This is a genomic window from Paenibacillus aurantius, assembly GCF_032268605.1.
Taxonomy (GTDB): Bacteria; Bacillota; Bacilli; order Paenibacillales; family NBRC-103111; genus Paenibacillus_AO; species Paenibacillus_AO aurantius.
On record NZ_CP130318.1, the window covers coordinates 3443041 to 3462397 of the forward strand.

At 55.9% G+C, this 19357-nt stretch carries 10 protein-coding genes; 1 reads left to right on the forward strand and 9 read right to left on the reverse strand.

Annotated features, from left to right (window positions below; all coding sequences use genetic code 11):
* Positions 1-59: 59 nt before the first annotated feature.
* The 7 genes from MJA45_RS15390 to MJA45_RS15420 all read right to left on the reverse strand — a co-directional run bounded on the left by MJA45_RS15390 (position 60) and on the right by MJA45_RS15420 (position 11915).
* Positions 60-2402, reverse strand: a complete 2343-nt coding sequence (locus MJA45_RS15390; RefSeq protein WP_315602798.1) for an S-layer homology domain-containing protein — start codon at positions 2400-2402, stop codon at positions 60-62.
* A 213-nt stretch (positions 2403-2615) separates the two neighbouring features.
* Complete coding sequence (locus tag MJA45_RS15395) at positions 2616-4961, reverse strand: glycoside hydrolase family 99-like domain-containing protein (protein ID WP_315602799.1); 2346 nt, start codon at positions 4959-4961, stop codon at positions 2616-2618.
* Positions 4962-4980: 19 nt separating this feature from the next.
* Positions 4981-5919 carry a carbohydrate ABC transporter permease gene (locus MJA45_RS15400; protein ID WP_315602800.1) on the reverse strand — a complete coding sequence of 313 codons (939 nt, stop codon included), beginning with the start codon at positions 5917-5919 and terminating at the stop codon, positions 4981-4983.
* 19 nt (positions 5920-5938) lie between these two features.
* Positions 5939-6841, reverse strand: a complete 903-nt coding sequence (locus MJA45_RS15405) for a carbohydrate ABC transporter permease (RefSeq protein ID WP_315602801.1) — start codon at positions 6839-6841, stop codon at positions 5939-5941.
* A 187-nt stretch (positions 6842-7028) separates the two neighbouring features.
* Positions 7029-8381, reverse strand: a complete 1353-nt coding sequence (locus tag MJA45_RS15410) for an ABC transporter substrate-binding protein (RefSeq protein WP_315602802.1) — start codon at positions 8379-8381, stop codon at positions 7029-7031.
* 167 nt (positions 8382-8548) lie between these two features.
* Entirely contained in the window at positions 8549-10141 is a 1593-nt protein-coding gene (locus tag MJA45_RS15415; RefSeq protein ID WP_315602803.1) for a response regulator, read from the reverse strand.
* On the reverse strand, positions 10116-11915 hold the full coding sequence (locus tag MJA45_RS15420; protein ID WP_315602804.1) for a cache domain-containing sensor histidine kinase: 1800 nt from the start codon (positions 11913-11915) through the stop codon (positions 10116-10118). Before MJA45_RS15420 ends, MJA45_RS15415 begins: the two co-directional genes overlap by 26 nt.
* A gap of 431 nt (positions 11916-12346) precedes the next feature.
* Between MJA45_RS15420 and MJA45_RS15425 the strand changes: the two genes are divergently transcribed.
* A complete protein-coding gene (locus MJA45_RS15425; RefSeq protein WP_315602805.1) occupies positions 12347-16195 on the forward strand; it encodes a heparinase II/III domain-containing protein in 3849 nt (1282 codons plus the stop codon).
* Positions 16196-16322: 127 nt separating this feature from the next.
* Here the strand turns inward: MJA45_RS15425 and yyaC are convergent, their stop codons facing one another.
* Positions 16323-17003 (reverse strand): spore protease YyaC, encoded by a 681-nt coding sequence (yyaC, locus tag MJA45_RS15430; protein WP_315602806.1) that lies wholly within the window; start codon positions 17001-17003, stop codon positions 16323-16325.
* A 169-nt stretch (positions 17004-17172) separates the two neighbouring features.
* The gene (locus MJA45_RS15435) at positions 17173-19314 is read right to left on the reverse strand and encodes a Sip1-related alpha-galactosidase (RefSeq protein WP_315602807.1); all 2142 of its coding nucleotides are present in this window, start codon (positions 19312-19314) and stop codon (positions 17173-17175) included.
* Positions 19315-19357: the final 43 nt, after the last annotated feature.

Here is a 19357-nt window from a genome sequence, read left to right on the forward strand (position 1 = left end):
AACCGCCTGCGCAGCAGGCGGCTGGATAACCTTCGTCCCTATCAGGAAAGCATAATCTATCAGGAAAGCATAATATCGGTGGTGGCGGAGAGATTCCCCTGAGCATCCACTATGAAAATTTGGTAGGAGCCGGCGTTCATGACGGGAGATTTCTGCATATACCCCATCGTATTGGCTGTCACGTCTATTCTTCCTATACCTGAGCTCCCGGCTGCGATCAGCTCATCGAGCTTGGCGGCATCGGGAAATCCGTCTGGATCCAGATTGGAACGATAAACGGTCAGGGGAACCATATAGACTTTTCCGTCGGTGTCCGTCTTTACTTCGATTTGATGAGTGTCGGTATTCTCTCTAAGGTAAGTGACATGAGGCACCCATTCTTTAAGAAGAACATGGAAAAGCCAGACGGACAGACTACCTTGGGAATCCGCTGCCACTACCTTAAAGGTGCCCGGCAGGAACCCTTCTGTGCTGCGATAGCTGGGCAGGCCGCCTAAGGTATTCCAGCGCACCGCGTGCTCCGCCAGAACCGCAGCATTCAATTCGTCATAGGTGATGCCGTCTTTCCAGACTCCCGTTTCGACCAGGAAGATCTCTCCGTCCACACTGCTCGTCGCGTAGACGGCTTCCCCTACGGCAAGCGGGCCAATCGAGACATCATTAAGAATCGGTCCTTGGACGGGGGGCGATGTGGGCTCCGTCGTCGGGGTTGGCGTTGGCGTCGGTGTCGATGTTGGTGTCGGAGTAGGCGTCGGTGTTGATGTTGATGTTGGCGTCGGAGTAGGCGTCGGGCTGTTTATTGGAGTAGGCAAAGGCAGCCAGATCCCTCCGTCCTCTGGAGCTTTCGGATCGGGAACGATGGCAACCTCCAGCGAATCCTTCCCTCCCGCGGGGGTGGATACCGTGACCGTCACCTTGGTCAGCTTGTTGACTCCAGCCGCACTCAGCAGCACAGAATAACGGCCTTCTCCCAGTGGAGAGTAGCTCCTTGAGGCTTGCAGCACGGAGTTGGTGGTGGAAACGGAAACCGTTTCGCCGAGGCGGTCCGTGTTCAGGTAAGGATTGCCGTACTGATCCAAAAGGCCGAACCGCAGGGAGCCGGTGCTTCCGCCGGTAAGCTGACCGGCAGGCTGCCCCGAAGCCTCATACAGTCCCAGCACTTGAACCGCGGACGCGATGGGCCTTTGCCCGATCCGGAAGGTTTTGACAGCTTGGGCACCGTCTTGGGAAAGAATAGAAACCGTTATCTCGGTCTTCTCCTTCGGCATGGCATTCTTAAGCTTAAGAAGGAAGGCCTGCCGGCCATCCACCGGCTCGGCTGTGCCGGCGGTCATTTTGACCCGGAAATCTTCCGCCGTCAGGTCCGTGACCTCCTTGTACTGATTGAGCGCTTCAAAGGCCACGACCGTATCCTCGCCAAACGGCAAAAACTCCGACGGATTAAGGAACCGTATGGTTTCGATCTTTTCCTTGACCGTCTGGACAAACTTGCTCTTACCTGCAGTTGCAAGCGGAACATCTCCCGATAAAGAAACCTGAAAAAGCTCGTCCCCGAACTTCCGGTTCATGGTCAGAACGGCGGTCATCGGATCGGTCCACTCCACAGCAGAGGCCGAGAGCCCTTCCCCCTTCTTCGAAACCTGGAAGGACAAAGGCGTTCCTTTGCCCGCTTTTGTCAGATGGACGGCTAATTTTCTCGCCCCGATGGCCTCCACACTCTTAATGGCATAGAGATCAGACTGGGGAGGAACGTATTTCTGCAGGGCTTCGAAGGAGCTCAGCACCAGCGTTTCTCTCGTAGCGGGGGACGGGCCATGGAATTTCCGGTCGCCGGCCGATGCCAGCAGCTTCTGCTGCAAAGCTAGAGCCACATAGCCTCTGGCCCAATCGGAGACAGTCGAATCTGCGACCCCCGGCTCCTTCTTGGCTAGTTCTTCCTGCCCCAGCGCCCGGATCAGGAAGGCGGCGAGCTGCTCTTTCGTTACCTTGCCGCCGGGGTCGAAGGTCCCCACTCCGGTGCCGTTGGTAATGCCGGCATTTTTGACCGCTTCTATGTAGGGGATAGCCCAGCCGTTAGCAGGATCATCGGCTTTTACATCGGTAAAGGTGGATTGCTTAACCGTGGAATCCACCTTTAGCCCTATAATAAGGGACAGGACTTTGGCGATCTGAGCCCGGTTCATTTCCTCCTGCAAACCAAACTTCCCCTCCGCCACTCCATCAAATACGCCGGCCTGAATCATAGCGTCGAATTTGGCCTTCGTTGCGTCATCCAGATCCTTAAGGTCCGGGAAGTCTGCGGAGCTTACCGGTTTTTGTCCCGCGGCGGTTAACGTAACGGAAGGGAGGGCAAGCGGTACCAGCATTGTCATGATCAGCAGCTTGAGGGCTGTCTTCTTCATTTCCTCTTCTCCTTTCTTACCTAATAGTCGAACCAATACCGGGCAAGCCGCATTCATTCGCTACAGAGAATTGTAATATTTTCCTGAAACCGTTGGCAATACAAATTTAAAAAGGCTGCCGGTGGGCCGGCAGCCAGCTTGCGGGGTGTGTCTTACTTCCTTTGCGGATAAGACACCTGCTTTCTATAGAAACGGTTCGGAGAGGAAGAATTCCTAGGGCGCCGGCTTAAACACCACCCGGTCGACGTAGGCAGCCGTGTGACCGTCCGCCCATGTCAGGAAACGGATGCTCGCGTTGGCGGCGTTCGCTTTGGCCGTGAGCGTCAGCGTGAATTTCTGCCAGTCTCCTGCCGTTACTTTCTGCTGCAGATTATAGCCGAGGAACGTTTGGAAGCCGGCGTCCGCTTCTGCTTCCACGATATTGACCATACCGGAGTCCACTTTCACCCACGCCTCCACGATATACGTTTGGCCTGGGATAACTTTAAACCATTCTTGGCTGATGCCATTGCCGTAGCCGTCTCCCGCGAACTGCTGCGAGTAGCTTCCGTCCATCGCGTAGGTGGACCGGGTAACGGTTTCCTTGCCGGTCACCTTCTGCCAGGAGTTGGCGAGTCCGTCGTTATCGTAATCGCTTTCAAAACTCGGGTTCCGTACATAATTGCCTACCTTCACGGGGGTAACGGTTTCAGCCGTTGAACCGTCCTTCATTATCGCGAGCTTGAGATTAGCCGTACCGTCCGCCACATCGGGAGGCACGACCACGTTAACCGTTTGAGTAAACCTCCGGTTGGTTTCGACCCCTCCCGCATACGGTGAGAGGGCAAATGACCCCTGATCCTTGCCGACCATGCTCCAGCCGTCCGGCAAGCCGACCTGGTAAGTCCCGTAAGCTTCCTGCAAGGAGTAATCCCGGATGCTGATCTTAACCGGAACGGTCTCTCCCGCGAATACCGGCCGGTTGACCGGCTCGATGACCCCATAGACAGCAGGGGTCTGTACAGCATGGGTCGTCATGGATTGGCTGCCGGTCCGGCCGTTAACCGAGTAATTCGCCGTGACCGTTAACGGAAGCTTGCTCCAATCGGCAGCCTGGGGGGTTCGAATCGTAAACTCCACGGTTCGCTTATCTCCCGGCTTCACATCCTCCTGGAAGGTGCCCGAGGACGAAAGAATCGCCGCTCCCCCCGCATTCAAGCTGAGCTGGGCTTTGCCCACCGTCTTGCTGAAGAGGTTTGTCACCGTTCCTTTGACCTTGAGAGTCTGGCCATCTGTAAACGTTGGGTGCTCGGGGGCAAACTCCAGCCTCAGCTGCGGATCCAGATCCGGCAATCCTCCGGCGGAGACCTTGGTCCGGTAAGCGGCATTGCTCAGACCGAACACTTCCTGCAAAGCATTCAAGTAACCGTAGCCGTACATCGTCGTCGGTTCGATTCCGCCTCCCTCCCCGAATTCGTTCCAGGCATAGAAGGTGGCCATGTTCATCGAACGCGGATGGGTGTCCAGATAGCTCTTTACATTCTGGACCTGAACCCGGAATTTCGACGGAGAAGGCTCCGAATAGTTGTAGGTTTCCACCCCGTTGTGGTCCCCATAGCCGATAGCCCGCCACGGCCTTGGATCGAAGCCGCTTAATCCTCCGGGAATGAATAAATAATTCTCATAGTTCTCGAAGCCTGAACCCGCCGGATAGCTGGCATAGACGAAATCGTTCCAGGCGGATGGGTAGGACGTGGTGTAATCCTCCGGAATGCCGGCATTGTCCTCGAGCCCGATTCCGGCCAGATTCAGCGGGAGGAAGCCGTCGTATCCTTTGGCGGACTGTTCGGCCAAGTTCCGGTAACCGTTTACAATTAACAGCGGGTTGGGCAGCCCCGCTTTCTGGGCTTCACTTCTTAATGTCAGGAGGGCCTGCTTCCACTGCTCGGTTCCTCCGAGGCGAACGTCGAAATTCCCATAGAAGCCGACAATGGGGCGTCCGTCCGGTGTCCTTTTGTAAGACGGGTCTTTCATGAACGAAATCAGCTTGGGGACCATAAGCGAATTCCAATCCGAGGCCGGCCACGTTCCGTCGGCTATGACATACAGGTAGAATTTCATTAAATCCTTGTGAGGCGATTGCACAAAATTGTAGACATTCTGTCCGGGCCGATCCCCTCCTCCTTGATCCTTCCAATAATAATAGAAGGCAAAATGGTCGATTCCCCGGCTCGAAGCCTGAAGAATGTGCTGGTCCATAATGCCCTGCTCGCTGTCATTGTACCAGCCGAGCACCGGTTCTCTCTCCGGAAACGGCCCGTAGCCCCAAGGCCCCGGAGCCGTCACATGATCCTTCACCCCTCCCCACCAGTCATTGGGCCTGTCGTACAGCCTTTCGGTGCTTCTTACATTCGATGCCCCAAACGTCGGATTCCAGTCCGAGAAATAAAAGACCCCGACATCATACCCGTCGGCTGCGGACGCCCGGGGGTGCGGAGTCCCCCGGAACGCCCCGATCAGCCATAGCGCACACAACAGGGAGAGCCATAATCTTCCTGCCCCATGGGTTTTGATTGCCATCCTCCTCCTGTAGAATCGGTTATCCTTTTAAACCGGTATTGGCAATCCCCTCCACTATCCACTTCTGTCCGGCCAGCACAACCAGCAGAACGGGAACAAGAGCGGATACCGATGCGGCTAAAAGCAGAACATAGTTCGTGCCATATTCCTCCACGAAATTGGTCAAGCCGAGAGGAATCGTATACAGCGCCTTGTCGCGCAGGAAAATAAGCGGGCTCTCGTAATCATTCCAGTGCCAAGTAAACGTAAGAATCATCAGGGTGACGAGAGCCGGCTTAGTAAGCGGCAGGCCAATCTGCCAGAACATGCGCCAGTAGCCCGCTCCGTCCACCCGGGCCGCTTCCAATAGCTCCCCCGGGAGACTGGTGAAAAACTGGCGCATCATGAAGGTGCCCAGTACCGTAAACAGACCGGGCAGGATAAGCGCATAATGAGTGTTGAGCAGATGAAGCCAGTCGAAGAGGATAAAGCGCGGAACAAGCAGGACCTGCCCCGGGATCATAAGGGTCGACAGGTATAGAAGGAACAGAAAGCTGCGTCCCTTAAAGTTCAGCTTCGCAAAAGCGAAGCCGGCCATGGCGCTTGTCAGCAGGTTGCCGGCCACGGTCAACCCGGTGATTTTGAGCGAATTCCAGTAATAGACATAGAAAGGGTTGGCCCCCGTCCATACCTGCCTGTAGTTCTCGAGGTGCCAAGTATCGGGTATCCAGTCAATGGGGTAGCGGAAAACATCCGCGTTCACCTTGAAGGAGGTGGAAACCATCCACAGAAAAGGGACGATCATAAGCACGGAGAAGCCAAGCAGCAGAACCGTAATCATCAGGCGGCCGATTTCAAGCCCGTAACGCTTTCGGCGCACGGCGGTAATTGGTCGGGCAGCCGGCTTCACGGCCGTACGGGAAACGGCATGAAGGCGAGGTTTATCCAGATGGCGGGTTTCCGCTAAATTCTCTTTCATCAGCGCAGCTTCTCCTTTCCTATAGATAAGTATTCTGCCAGCGGCTTTGGGCTTTCCACTGCAGAAGGGTAATGGCGAAAATGAGGGCAAAGAGAACCCAGGACAACGCGGCGGCATACCCCATCTGGTAATAGCGGAAAGCCAGGAGGTAAATGTGGTACGACAGCACCATGGTGGAATCGACCGGTCCCCCCTGGGTCATAACGGCCACGGGGCCAAATACCTGGAACGAACCGATAAGAAGCGTTACCCCGAGAAAAAAGGTCGTCGGCGTAAGCATCGGTATGGTAATCCGCAGCAGCTTGCGGATCGGCGAGGCCCCGTCTATATCCGCCGCTTCATAAAGGTCCTTCGGAATCCCCTGCAGACCGGCGAGATAAAGGACCATGGCGTATCCGACGGTCGCCCACACCGCCATGATGATGATGGCGTATAGAGCCGAGCTCGGACTGGACAACCAGCCCGGAGGATGGGCCACCCCGAGCGCCTTCAGAGCCGCATTGACCGGCCCGTTCTGGGCCTGGTACATAATGCTCCAGATGACGGAAACCGCCACCAGGCTGCTTATGTAAGGAAGGAAGATCATGGTGCGCAGGGCATTCTTATAATAGACGTACCGGTTTAGGACAACGGCCAGCAGCAGACCGATGAGCATGGTGGAAGGGACGGAAAGAATAGTATACACGGTGTTGTTGGTCAAGGATTTGATGATCTTGGGGTCGTCCCCCATCCGGATGAAGTTCTGCAGCCCCACCCACTCCATTCCGGAAAAGCCCTTTAAGTAATCCCAATCCAGGAAGACGAGATACAGGCTGAACAAAATTGGGACCAGCACGAACACCAAATAGCCGGCCAGGTTGGGCAAAATAAACAAATAGCCGGCAAGGTTCTCGTGCAGCTTCGCTTGGTGAATCCGCTTCATGGCGGCAGGCCTCCTTTCGGTTTCCCTTCACTATACGTCCGGGTCCGGTTACGGGAAATGGAGCCATCCTTCATCTTTCTGGAGAATTCTTTCGGCTTGGAAGCCCCAGCCTCCCGGCTCCGGCCCACTGTCAAAGGAAAGGACCAGCCTGCTGCGAATCCGGGCTGGTCCTTTCTGCCTTCTGCTATTATTTTTTAGCATTTTTGATGATGGCGTCTCCCCGTGTTTTCATGATCTCGAGCGTTTTGTCGATCGGCTGGACACCGAACAGGTATTTCTCCATCTCTTCCTTGTATACGGCGCGAAGCTCTGCCGGTGCGGGAACGCGGTTCGAGGACGGATAGGTCAGTTTATCGGACAGGAGCGCTTGCAGGGAGGCTTTGTCGATTAATTTCTCGGCGTCCCCGATCAGCAGGGTGGAGATTTTGTTGAAATCGATTTTCTGGTTGGAGGGAATCCGTCCTCCCGCCACCATTTCCATGACCCCGTCGGTCAGGTACCAGTTCATGAATTTCATCGCCGCTTCCTTGTGGGGGCTGTTCTTGTTAATGGAGAGATAATCGCCGAGGCCCCCTCCCGGGTTCACCTTCCCGTCCTTCTCGTACTGAGGATAAGGGGCGAAGACAACTGGGAAGTCATGCGGGAAGTTCTTGGTGTCCTTGATATATCGGATGAGGTAAGAAGCTGCCGGCGCCATGGCCGCTTTTCCGGTCAGGAATTCGTTCTGGAGCGTGATTTTGCCCGCCACCGCGTCCGGGTACTTGATCAGCGCCCCGCTCTCCTCCAGGCTTTTCTGAAGCTCCAAGCCTTTCTTAAGCGCGGGACTGTTGAAATTCGATGTCCCATCCGCCGTAATCAGCCAGTCGGAAGGCTTCGAGGTAGTGGCCACATATTCGCCCAGCGTTCCTTGTGCGGGCTCCAGCACCAGGCCCTTCCGGTCTCCCTTGGTCAGCTTTTTGGCAAGGGCGGCAAATTCGTCCCACGTCCACGATACGGGCAGCTTCTCTCCCGCTTCCTCCAAGGCCGTCTTGTTGATCATAATGGCCCCTATGCTCCGCGAGGCCGGGATGTAGTGGATCTTGTTGTCATACTTGAAGATCCGGTCGGCCCCGATCACCCCGTTCAAATCAAAGCCGGACTTGGCGATAAGGTCGTCCAGCGGCTCCGTCATCCCCGCCTGTACCCGCTTCGTGATCCGCTCGTCGGCATAAGTCATGAACAAGTCGGGCGTTTCCGTTTTGGAGAGCAGGGCGGTTTCGAGCTTAAGATTCCCGGTATCGTCATTGACATAGCGGATATACTCCACCTGGATGTCCGGATGCTCCTTGTTCCACTTGTCGACCACCTGCTGGGGGCCGCTTTCCGGCGGTACGCCGCCCCAGAATTTCAAGGAAACCGGCGCGGTCTTAGGCGAGGTGGAAGCTTCCGGTTTGCCGGAGGCTTCGGCCGGCGGGGCCGGCTCGTTCTTCCCCGAGCAGCCGAGGGACATGGCGGCGGTGATGGTCATAACGGCCGAGAGAGCAATCCATTTGCGATTCAATACAGCATCCCCTTTCGATGGACAATTGTCTTCCGCTGCCTATGCCGGCGGCAGGTCACGTTCTTAGCGTAGGGGAATCTTCGTGGAATGGAAATGAACGATTCTTATACAAGTCTGGAGATTTCTTATAGCGGCCGTCCCGGCGGCTTTTCATCGGGTCGCATGTCTTAAGGAAGGAGAAAGGCCTTGCGGAACTCAGTCGGGTACATGCCTTCGAGCTGCTTAAAGCTTCGGCTGAAGTGATTCGGATCGGCGTAGCCCACCTTTTCCGACACCTCATAAATTTTGATCTGCGGGTCCATCAGAAGCTCCCGTGCTTTCTTCATGCGCACCTGCATCAGGTAGTCGGTAATCGTCTGCCCTGTTTCCTTCTTAAAGAGAATGCTTAAGTAATTCTCCGAGAATCCGGCATCGGCGGCCAGCTCCCCCACCTTCAGGGGAAGATGAAACCCTGTCCGGATCCGGTCGGCCACCGCCTGGATTTCCGGACGCAGGCGGATTCCGTGCCGCTCTTTGCGATACCCAAGGTAGACAGGAATCCATCCGCTGAGCCATTCCGAGATTTCCTCCAGCGTTTCCCCCTGACGAACAATATGATAGGGAAACTGACCTTGATGGGATGGCAAGGAAGACAGGCTGTTCTCTTCTCCCGCCAGCAGGGCGGCCAGCCCATCCAGCAGGCGCACGAGATGGCGCCTTACTTCAGACGGAGGAACGGAAGCCTTCCTGCGGATTTCTCCTGTCCATTCCCCCAGCCGGCGTGACATTTCGTCTGCCTCTCCCCGTACGACCAGGCCCGTCCACTCCTCCGCCGGCCATCCAAGAAGGGCGATCCTGGGTTCACGGGGAAGATGGCAGTGGTACAGAATCTGCCCGAAGCCTTCATAGAAGCGGTATCCGAGGGCTTCTTGCGCCTCTTCGAATGCCCTCCTCCACTCGTAGCGGCTTTCTGCCGGCCGGGAAACCCCAAAGCCTAGCGAGACCTTAATGAAGCCGGCGGCCGCCCGGCCCATTTCCCGCAGCATCTCCGGATCAAACCGGTCCTTGATCAGGGCGAAGACTCCCCCGTCAATGTCAATGACTTCCCCGTTCCCATACTTCCCCATTATTTCTTCCATAATATTGGCCGTCGTATAATGCAGCAGCTTCTCGCTTTTGAACCGGTTCTCGGCAAGCAGCCGCTCGTAGCGCTCAATCTGGACGGCCATAACGGTGACGGGGGCCGCCAACGGCGCTACGGAGAATTCCTTAAACAAGCTGTCCGTTTCCGTCCGCGAGATGTGCTGCGTGAGCAAGTCCCGGAGCCTTCTTTCCTTGACCTCCCGGCCGTACCGGTTCAGCCGGAATTCCAGCTGGGAGCGTTCCCGGTTCTTTTCCCTCGAACGCATGATCTCTTCTTTAAGAACACCGAGCTTGCCCATCAGCTCCTTCGGGTCCATCTCGAGCTTCATGAGGTATTCGGAAGCCCCAAGCTGAAGGGCCTTGCGTACATAAGCAAAGTCGTTATGGTTGGAGAGGACGATAACCTTCGTTTCCGGCCACTGCTCATGTATTCTTTCCATCAGCTCAAGCCCGTCCATTCCCTCCATGCGGATGTCCGTCAGGACAATGTCGCAGGGATGGGCTTGCATTAGGGCAAGAGCCTCCTTGCCGTCGGAGGCTTCTCCTATAATCCGGTAGTCCGCATCGACGGAAGGGATGATCGTTTTGAGCCCGATCCGGACCAATATCTCATCATCCACGATCAGCACGGAGATCATGCTCTTCCTCCTTCCTAAAGGGCAGCCGGATCATAACCCGCATGCCCTCCCCCTGCGCACTCTGCAGACGGACTCCATAGCGGCTTCCCCATTGCATCTTGATCCGCTCATGAACGTTCCGGATGCCGATCCCGCTGTATTTGGCATGAGGCTGGTGCATCCTGGCCTCCACTTCCCGAAGCCTCTCCTCGGTCATCCCTTCCCCGTTGTCCTGCAGGCTGATCATAACATCCCCATCTTCTTCTTCGGCCCTTATGTCGAGATGAAGGGGAAAGCGTGTCCCGTATTGCAGGCTGTTCTCGACCAACGGCTGCAGGGTGAATTTGTACAGCCGGCAGGCAAGCAGCTCCTCGGGAACCTCCGTGCTGACCGATAAATTATCGTTGTACCGGATCTGCTGCAGGGAAAGATAGACCCCAAGATAGTCCAATTCTTCCCGAAGCGTGACCAGGTCCTCCGGATTCCGCATCGTATACCCGAGCAGCTTGCCCAGCTTCGTCAGCATGTCCGTGACATGCTCGGCCCCCGACAGGAGAGCCATCCACTTGATGGAATTAAGCGTATTAAGCAGAAAGTGGGGGTGAATCTGCGCTTGAAGCGCCTGAAACTGGGCCATACGCTTGGTTTCCTGCTCCGCCTCAAGGCGCGCCAGCGTCTCTTTAAGCTGGTCCGCCATCTTGTTGAAGTGGTGCCCGAGCCGGGCCATCTCGTCGCGCCCCCTAACATCCACCGAGGCGTCAAAGTTCCCTTCCCCGACCCGGCTCATGGAGTGAACCAGGTCCTTAACCGGCTTGGTAAAACGCAGCATAAGGACGACAAAAGCGACCGCGAACAGAAGGAACCACAGCCCCACCCAGCCGATCAGACGGTTCTTCTCCGCGGACAGCTGGGCTTCGAAGCTTTTGCGTCCCGTGTATTGCACGATAGTCCAGCCAAGTTGGGGGATCTGGGCCGTATGCACCAGAAAACCTTTCTCCCCATTTTTCATCATAGGAATGGTTTCCTTTCCTTTAGGAGCGGTTTCAAGCAGGGGGGAAAGCTCGGCAGGAAAGGGTTCCGGAGAACCGAAATACTTGCCGCCCCCCGTACGGACAAGCGTATAAGTATCTTTTTCCCGCTGGTTCATAAGTTCTTCTTCCGCGTAGAAGAAAGCCGGCACCGGAATGCCGACGAGGACCACCCCGTGTCCCTTTTCCAATTCCCCCTTATAGTATCGCGAAAGCACCAGAAGCTTTTGCCCGTCCGGTTCGCTGTCCGGAAATTCATGAATAGACCAATGGGGCATCCCTCCTTCCCTCTTCGTTTCCTCGGCGAGAAAGGCCAGGTTCCATTCGGGGGGATCCTGCCGCTGAAGCGGAGCCCAAGTGGACAGCAAGGTTCCTCTCTCGTCCAGCAGACCTACATAAGCCTTACTGTTCAGGAGCAAATCGCGGATGCTGTACATTTTTCTCTGAAGATCGTCCATCAGCCGGAAAGAGTTGTAATTCTCCTCGTACCCGGCCGGTTCCCGCAAGTATTTGGTCGTCTGGGGATCGTTGATTAATAGATTGGTGGCGCTGATAAGACGGACGGCCCACTCGTTCATTTCATCGGCTTTGCGGTTGATGGAATATTGGTCCGATTGATACAGCTGATTCTCGAGGATGGTCTTGGAGGAAATGTAAAACCGGTAGAAAATGAAGCCCACCGGCAAAATAATAAGCAAAAGCAAGGACCAGACCAGCTTGCCCCGCAGCGAACGGAACCGGATAAAATCCGGCCAGCGCATTCTCATTCCGTACCCTCCTCTTTCTATTAATATATTAAGAAGGGCCGGCTAACTTTCCATTCCTAACGATATAAAATTAGGATCTATGCCCTGTATCAAACCTGTTACCTTTTTTTAAACGTTTATTTTACGGAGTCTCAATCCAAATGCTTTCCGATTCCTTCCTAAATTGTTAAAACGGGTGTCGCCGTCCGTAAATTTTTGGTATAATCGGCTCGAGGCCAGTCATTACCACTATGATACAGGTTATTACTTGAGAGGAAAGGAGGCATGGGCAGCAGCAAGTTTCCTCGGGAGATCCCCGTTATCCCCAGGTTAACGGCACGATTCTCGCCACAGAACGGCCTCTTATTCAAGCTAATCGCCATACCTAGTGCCAACCGTCTTTTCCTTGATTCAAATGCAAGTCAATAGGGATGATACTTGGAGGGAATGGAATGAAACGATTTAATAAGAAACCGCTTCCAATCGCCATGATCTTCACCATGCTTGTCTCTCTGTTTTCAACCGTTGCCCCTCTTCAAGCCGAAGACGACTCCGCTCCCTTCACCATGCCGGATACTTTAGTGTACCGGTTCGGTACAGGCGATGGAAAGAACGTCAGCCCGACAGGGGATCCTAATGCCGCACCCAAAGTCACGGTTTCGGGAGACAGTCTGAAAGTCGAAACCACAACCGCAGCCTCGACCCGTTCCTTCGAATTCTCCGTCGATACTTCCGGGACGTATCTGGTCCGCCTCGGCGGAATGGCCCAGAAAGACGGCGGACGGGCTAACGTTTCCATTGACGGCAAAGTATACGGTACATACGGCTTTTACAGCGTGACCGGTCAGTATCCACGACCCGACCAATACATCCAGCAGCTTCCGCTTACCGCAGGGAAGCACACGCTGACCCTGACCATGACGGCCAAAGGAAACGGAGCCGGCAATGGAACGGGCTCCTTCCTCTATCCGACCCGCCTGACCCTCACCGACCTCGGTACGGTGGCCAACAGCAAAACCCGCAGCACCATCTACACCGAAGCCAAGCTGGCCGCAGCCCGCGCCAACGCAGCCCAGTATGATTGGGCCATGTCCCTGAAGGACTCGGTGGTGGCCAAAGCCGATTCTTATCTGGCGCTCGGCAAGGAAGCCCTCTGGAATATGGTGGTGACCCAAGCCATTCCGCGCAGCTACAATGTCAATCAATTGACCGGTAACTTCAGCCCCGTCTCGGGCGATCTTAAGGCGTACGGCAATTATCCGTGGAAAGCGGACCCGTTGAACGAGCCATGGAAGCTGGTCGATCCGGCCAGCGGCTACAAGTTCCCGACGAATGATTTCCCCGCTTATTACCGAAGCGGCCTGGATGCTCACGGCAATTTCAACCCGGCTCTCGCCGACCGCAGCCTGCTGGTGAACACCCTCTATCCGGAAAAAGGCCCTACCTGGGGCGTCGATGACGGATACGGCTGGGTGGAACCGGTCACCAACAAGCGATATACCTTTGTCGCTTACTATAACCACTGGTTCAACTGGTACAGCGGGACAGCCAGTATTCAGAGTGCGCTCACGTCCATGAGAGATGCCTATATTTACACGGGCGATACGAAATATGCCCAGAACGGAGCCATCCTTCTCGACCGCATCGCCGATGTCTATCCGGCGATGGATGTAGCGGAATTCAGCAATGCGATCTATGTGAATTCCCACGGCGGTACGGGGGACGGCAAGATCGTCGGCTCCATCTGGGAAACGTCTCTCGTCAAGCAGCTGATCAGCTCCTATGACGCCTTCTTCCCGGTAATGGACGATCCGGTTGTCGTCGGCTTCCTGAAGGGCAAGGGCAAGCAGTATGATCTCCCTCTTAAAGAGAATGGATCCCAGATTCGCCGGAATATCGAAGACGGCCTTCTGCGCCAGATCCAGCCCGGAATGTACTGGGACCAGATCCGGGGCAACAATGGCTTCCATCAGAGCGCCCTGGCTATGGCCGCCGTTGTTCATGACACGCTGCCCGAAACCAAGCAGTGGCTGGATTATACGTTCCAGCCGGGCGGTTTCATCAACCAGATTCCCCGTAAGGTAACCGGAGGAAACGTGCTGTTCAGCATGGTGAATGATGTGGACCGGGACGGCAACGGGAACGAAGCGGGCCCGGGGTACAATCGCCTGTGGCTGAGCACCTACCTCGAAGCAGCCAATACGTTGGAAGGCTACGATAAGTATCCAGCTGCCGATTTGTACGAGAACGTGAAGTTCCGCAAAATGTTCCAGGCGCAGTATCCCCTTACGATGATCGGGCGCTATACCCCATCGATCGGAGACAGCGGAACGACCGGACAACCTGGAATTTTGGTCGACAAGGCTCAATCGATCAAAGCATTCGAGAAATTCGGAGACCCGGTGTACGCTCAATTGGCCTATTTGCTTAATGGCAACAAGACGGAAGGGATTCACTCCGATGTCTATACCGCCGACCCCAACAAGGTCGCCCGGGATATCGAAGCTGTCATTCAAGAGAAGGGCGAGCTCAACCTGGGCAGTGTCAACATGACCGGCTACGGCTTCGCCGGCCTTCGTGACGGCAAGCTTGAGAACGGAACGGACACCCGGCGGGGGACCTGGATGTACTACGGCCGGAACGGCGGCCACGGCCACAAGGACACGCTTAATCTCGGCTTGTACGGCTTCGGGCTCGATCTGGCCCCTGACCTCGGTTACCCCGAGCAGGCCAACGCCACCGATGTGAACCGTTTCGAATGGGTTCAGAATACGATCAGCCATAATACCGTCATGGTGGATAAGAAGAAGCAGGAAACGCTGTGGGACGGTCTTCCTCTGCACTATGACGACAGCTCCATGGTTCAGATGATCGATGTCGAAGCACCGGAAGCCTATTCGCAGACGGAACAATACCGCAGGACCTCGGCCATGGTTCATGTGGACGACGCCAACTCCTACGTTGTAGACTTCTTCCGCGTCAGCGGCGGACAGGACCATCATTTCAGCTTCCATGCCGCCGAAGGTCCGGTCTCCACAGAGGGCTTGAACCTCGTGGCCCAGCAAGGGGGCACCTACGCCGGTCCGAATGTGGAGTTCGGCAAGCGTCCGGCGAATGACAGTGTGACGGGTGCAGGATACATGGGTCCCGGCTTCCATTGGCTTCAGAATGTGGAACGGGATGAGGCTCCGTCCTCCAAGTTCAGTGTGGACTGGGATATCACGGACACCTGGAACGTGCTGAAGACTCCTCAGGATATTCACGTTCGCCTGACGATGCTGGGGGATTCCAGTGACGTGGCACTCGCAGATGGCGTTCCGCCTCAGAACAAACCTGGCAATCCGAAGAGCCTGAAGTATTTGATCGCTCACCGCACCGGTGAGAACCTTCAAAGCACCTTTACTTCCGTAATCGAGCCTTACAAAGAGACTCGTTTCGTCGAAACATCTGACGCGGCGGCGGTAGCAACAGAAGACGGTACTCCCGCTGACCCTAACCGGGTTAGGGCTGTGAAGGTGAAGCTCACGAACGGCCGCACCGATTATATCGTCAGCTCCCTCGACTCCGATAACGTCTATGTGATCGACGGCAAAGTCCGGTTCCAAGGCTCCTTCGGCATTTATTCCGAGAAGGACGACCAGCCGGTCTTCACCTATATCAATGACGGAGCCTTCCTCGGGAAGGTCGGAACCGGCTATGAAAGCGCAGGAGTGGCTCATCTTCAAGGAACGATCGCCGACTTTACCAAGGAGCTCTCGGTCGACAACCGGCTGACTGTCAACCTGGATCTTCAGGGGCAGGAAGCCAACAGCCTGATCGGCCGCAGCATCTATGTGGAGAATGACGGCAAAAGAAACGCGGTATACCAGATCAAGGGGATAGCACCTGCAGCGGACGGCCAATGGGAGCTGCAGCTCGGGGACATCACCCTGGTTCGCTCCTACGCCGATGATAAGGATCTTTCCAAAGGCTTTATCTATGATGTTGCGGCCGGAGCCGCCTTTACCATTCCGCTCTCCCGGCAGCAGCTTTACCTGTCGGATGTTCGGATTGCCGGGCCTGCCTCCGACATGCAGAAGAACGAAACCTTTGACCTGGAGATTCAGGGCTTGTATCCGGACGGAACCCGGGCGGATCTGTCCCAGACGAATTTCCAGTACCTCATTGACCACGAGAACATTGCGAACGTGAACGGAACGAACCGCCTTAAGGCTCATAATACGGGTACCATGTCCCTGTCGACTTCCGTTGAGGTTAACGGAATCAAGAGAACCGGCAGCCTGACCGTCAAGGTTAAGTAATTCTGTCTGCAACTATCACAAAAAAGAAGCCTCCCGCCTGCTCAAGTCAGCAGGCGGGGGGCTTCTTTTGGTCTATCACGCGGCGGTACAAAGTCTATTTCACCCCAATGTTGGGATTTCACCGGCGTTAGATCGGCTGGGATTGTATCCTTCCGGCTTCCAGTGATTTGCGTCGGGCAGCGGGAAGGGCCACCACACGGGGAGCCCCGCCCGGCCCGCCGATGGCCGGCCCCTCTGCCGCTTGGGAACGCTGCCACATGGTCACCGAACGGTACAGACTGCGGGCAATGAGGTCCGCCATTCCCATGACAAGATGCAGCCTCGTGTTCTGCAGCACGGCATGCTGCAGGAAGCCACCCACGTTCACCACGCCGGTCACGTGCATGTCTCCCACCGGAGGAAGCTCTTTGTTGACCCCGGCGCCCGGGCGGACCGGCCCCTCCCCCACCTCTATGCTGCCAACACTGGAAGCCAGTCCCAGACAAGCATCTATCCCGATGACATAGGGGTTTCGGACCGTTTCCTGAATAACCGACAGCGTTTCATACAGGTTAATGGCATGAACCGGCCGCTCCAGTGTTCCGAACAAGTCGAAATGAGGGGAACGGTATTTCAGTAGGGTCGTTCCCACCAGCGGTCCGAGTGAATCGCCAGTGCACCGGTCGGTCCCCACGCAGACCAGCACAATTCTTCTGCCGGGAGGAAGCTCAGACAGAAAGCCGCTTATTCCCCGCACCAGCTGGACGCAGGCCGTCGGGTCGGTAAAGGGGACCTTTACCTGATGCTCTACAACAGGAACAGGTTTCATTAGGGTTCCTCCGCGTTTCAGAATGGGGCCCGCCTGGGCAGGCTGGATGTTACCAGTTTTTAACCCAATCCTCCCCCGCTAGAAACAGAGCCGCCGTTGAATAGCTTCCCATTCAGCCTTTCCGCGCAAAAGGACCGCCGAATCCGGCGGTCCCTTTCCCAAGTCTTGATTAAGAGTGTATGATCTCGACGGCTACCTCTCCCTCCCAGGCACCGGTATGGACGGTGTAAAGGCCATCGCCTTTCTCCTGTATCTCCACCGGAGTACCAAAAACCAGGACCTCCTGAGGCTTGCTCTCCGCCTGGAAGGTGAAGGGACCGGCTTCCTTCAGGAACACGAAGGTCGAGCGATCGCCTGTGCGGACTTCCCGGACCGCATCGATGGACACATATTTCTCGGTCAGCCCGATTGGGGTAACCGGTCCTGTCAGCGGAAGCAGAAGATAAAGGGCACATTGCCCTTTTTCCAGCGTGATTTCCCGGGATTCTCCCGGCTGAAGAAGAAAAGTGCTTCCCGAGAAGTGCTCATACACCAGGCACTCTCTCTCGGCCAGATGGGGAATGTCCTTCCCTCCAATGGTCCCGGTTACCGCCCCTTCTGACAGGAGAACATGGAAAGCCGCGACCACCCCGGCTCCTTGACAGGTGTTCCACAGCTTAAGCGGAACGGCGGTACGGGCCGGATCTAGCGTTAGGCAATCCTCCGTAGGATTGGGGGTCTCCTCACACCGGATGATCCGTCCATTCTTGTAAATAAGCGGCCACACTTTAGCGGGATCGGTGCGGCCGACCGCATCGCTGAAGTAAACCGGTCCCCCGCTGACGGCGCGGAGCACCGCATTCTGAACATCATCATGATTGATGGTCCAGAACATGTCCCAGTCGCCCCAGTAGAACGGTCCGTGAAAGTAAGAGTTGTATCCATTCTGCAGCGCATGCTCCTGGAAGCCCTCCGCTTCCCGTGGAACGAAATCGTCGCTGCTTCGGGATACGGCGGATTGGGGGCGGTGCCAGATATTCTCGGCGGACATCCCCATGCAGTTGATCACCGTCTTGTTAAAATGCAGAGCGACGGACGCTTCAAGCGCCTGATGAGCCGCTGCGGCGCCGCGTCCGGCGGAGTGATAATATTTCAAATAGTTGCCGACGGCGCTCTGGCTGTCGACCTTCACGAAATCGATTCCCTGCAGACGAAGGAAGTTATGCCAGGCGTTCCAGAAGCCGAAGCCGCGCCCCGCATCGGGAAACGGGATTCGATGGCCTTTGCTCGTCGTCCAAAGGTAGTCCGCATATTCCCTGGCCAGCGGACTGTCGGGGTGAATCCCGCCCCAGTAGCCCATGATGGTATGCCAGACCCCTACCCAGTTGACGCCGTAATTCTCCTTAAGCTCGCGGACGGCATTGGCGAGTCCTTTCGGGAATTTGGCCAGCTCCGCCTCGAAGGCCGCCAGCTTGTTGTCCGTCGTCTTCGACCAGCCATCGTCGATCATGAACCAGCGGACCGGAAGCTCCTTCTCCTTGAGCTCCGCCGCCTTGGCCAGCAGTCCCTCTTCGTTCACTTGCTGGTAAAAGGCATCCCAGCTGCACCAGCCGAGATAATCGAGAATCTCCGGATACGTCTTGTCGGTTCGGGGAAGAGTGGAATAATCGAGCTCTTTCAAGGCGCGATGAACCTGATCCTGGATTAGCTGGTACGGATTACGGCCGGTTCCAAGAATAAAAGCAAACGCATCCGTACGGACCAGTCCCCCTTGATGCGAGGAAACCCGGATGGACAAGCCCTCTTCGGTGCCGCCAAGATCCGTCCGGAAAACGGGACCGCAAACCGGCAGCAGGTGGCAGTACGTATGGGAGGTTTTCCACAGGAGCGATTGGGTCCGCTCCGGGAGCCGGGTCAGATCCGGATCGAAGTGGGGGCGGGTCCACCAGTCCTTATGCTGGTAGTTGGCCAAAAGGCTTTGAACGTCCTCCAGGCTGTCCATACTGACGAGAATGCCTCCCGATGGGGCGAAACTTTTCTGGCTGCCGAAATCACTCGGGTTGCGGATTTCTCCATGAACATACACCAGAACACTATTCTCTTGGCAGCGGAACACAAGCCGAACGTTGATCGTGTCGTCCTCATTGCCGTAAAAGCAGGTATGGTCGGTGTACGGCCCGAGCTTTCCGGTATCCTCGGTCGTAAGAAAGGTCTTGTAGGAAAGCTTCTCCACCGCATGGGAATCCAACCGGACGGATACATGGAAGCCGTTCATGACTTGACCCAAGCCTTCGACGGCAATGCTTTGGTTATCCGAAATATACGTAAACATACCCTTCTCCTTTGCGACCCGGGCGCCTTGCCTTATATTAGCA

Bases quoted from the DNA above. Each gene is read 5' to 3' on its own strand.
- MJA45_RS15390 (WP_315602798.1), bottom strand. From the start codon at position 2,402: ATGAAGAAGACAGCCCTCAAGCTGCTGATCATGACAATGCTGGTACCG.
- MJA45_RS15395 (WP_315602799.1), bottom strand. From the start codon at position 4,961: ATGGCAATCAAAACCCATGGGGCAGGAAGATTATGGCTCTCCCTGTTG.
- MJA45_RS15400 (WP_315602800.1), bottom strand. From the start codon at position 5,919: ATGAAAGAGAATTTAGCGGAAACCCGCCATCTGGATAAACCTCGCCTT.
- MJA45_RS15405 (WP_315602801.1), bottom strand. From the start codon at position 6,841: ATGAAGCGGATTCACCAAGCGAAGCTGCACGAGAACCTTGCCGGCTAT.
- MJA45_RS15415 (WP_315602803.1), bottom strand. From the start codon at position 10,141: ATGATCTCCGTGCTGATCGTGGATGATGAGATATTGGTCCGGATCGGG.
- MJA45_RS15420 (WP_315602804.1), bottom strand. From the start codon at position 11,915: ATGAGAATGCGCTGGCCGGATTTTATCCGGTTCCGTTCGCTGCGGGGC.
- MJA45_RS15425 (WP_315602805.1), top strand. From the start codon at position 12,347: ATGAAACGATTTAATAAGAAACCGCTTCCAATCGCCATGATCTTCACC.
- yyaC (WP_315602806.1), bottom strand. From the start codon at position 17,003: ATGAAACCTGTTCCTGTTGTAGAGCATCAGGTAAAGGTCCCCTTTACC.
- MJA45_RS15435 (WP_315602807.1), bottom strand. From the start codon at position 19,314: ATGTTTACGTATATTTCGGATAACCAAAGCATTGCCGTCGAAGGCTTG.